At 29.9% G+C, this 1,304-nt stretch carries 1 protein-coding gene; it reads right to left on the bottom strand.

What is annotated here, in order from left to right; translation table 11 throughout:
* Positions 1–31: 31 nt before the first annotated feature.
* Positions 32–1,213 carry an ISAs1 family transposase gene (locus BM227_RS12605; protein WP_092914369.1) on the bottom strand — a complete coding sequence of 394 codons (1,182 nt, stop codon included), beginning with the start codon at positions 1,211–1,213 and terminating at the stop codon, positions 32–34.
* Positions 1,214–1,304 lie beyond the last annotated feature (91 nt).

The raw sequence follows: 1,304 nt of genomic DNA, 5'->3' as shown, positions 1-1,304 counted from the left end.
CAGCCAAATCCAATGAAATTTAAAACTAACCTTAAACATATTCTTGCTCAAAAAGCTCTGCTGTAAAGTTATCGTCATATTTGCAAGTCCTTTTAATTTCAGCCATTGTAACCTTGCCAGTAGGTAGCTTTTTGCCTTTGTTTTCATTGTGATATAGTTGAAATAGATTGAGTGCAAATGATCTTAAGATTGCCATAGAATAAGGCTCTTTATAAGCTATATGTTCATCTTCGTCCATTAGCATATCTAAATGGTAATGGTAAGTTTCAACTCTCCAGTGAGAGATAATTTTATTGTAAAAATCCTCAGCAGTAGTTCTAAAGTTTGCTATTAAATATTCACTATAGAATGTCTGTTTTTTAGTTTTTGGGCAGGTAAGTGTTTTATTTACCCTAATTAGAGTTTGAATATTATCAATGTTTTCATCATACATTGCTATATCTATAGATGGACTATAAAATATTTCAACCTCTCTTTTTACATACTTTTTACCACAACTAAGCCCATTATCTTCAAAAGAGTAGCTATCTATTGGTTTTTCATAAGTCTCAATAGTTTCAATAATCTTTTGCTTTAAACCTTTTTGATTATCTTTTACTTTTGCAAGATATTTATCTTTTTTGCTATTGATGTTATTAAGTGTCTGAGTTTGAGTTTGTATTGCATCAAATGAAAATATCTGTCCTTCATCACTAAATAGATCATCTTCATCGAAAGCTTGTTTAAGTGCAGTGATTTCATTCTCTTTATTTTTTGCCATAAATTTGTGTGCAAACACTATCTTCGTATCTTTATCCAATATATTCAAAATCGCTTTATGACACTCATTGGTGTATTGACCATTTACATCACTACCATTTAACCATTTACCATCTATTGCAATATTCTCTTTTTTTACATAGTTTGAAAAATGTTGCCTAAATACCTTCTCAAGTGTGTTATTATCGGTATTTGTTAATATATTGTGCAGTGTAGATTTTGAAGGCATTTTAACTTCATCTTTTTCGAAAATCTCTTTTAACACCGGATTATCTTTATTGTATATCATCCAGCCAAAAATCTCTTTAAATGTAGTATTCCCTTTTAATAGTGCAAATATCACCATAAATAGTACTTCTGCTAGGGGATACTCTACTTTTCCTATATCTACTCTATAGTCTGGTATTGTCATTAGTGATTCAAGCAATGTTTTTGCCTTTGTGTATCGTTTCATAGTTGACTCCTCGTTTTTGAGTCAACTAAAGCAAAAACCTTTCCAAAATTATACATTTAAGAATTATTTAAAATTTCATTGGATTTGGCTG

The sequence above is a fragment of the Hydrogenimonas thermophila genome (assembly GCF_900115615.1).
Lineage (GTDB): Bacteria > Campylobacterota > Campylobacteria > Campylobacterales > Hydrogenimonadaceae > Hydrogenimonas > Hydrogenimonas thermophila.
This window is presented reverse-complemented; position numbering and strand designations above follow the sequence as displayed.

Bases quoted from the DNA above. Each gene is read 5' to 3' on its own strand.
- BM227_RS12605 (WP_092914369.1), bottom strand. From the start codon at position 1,213: ATGAAACGATACACAAAGGCAAAAACATTGCTTGAATCACTAATGACA.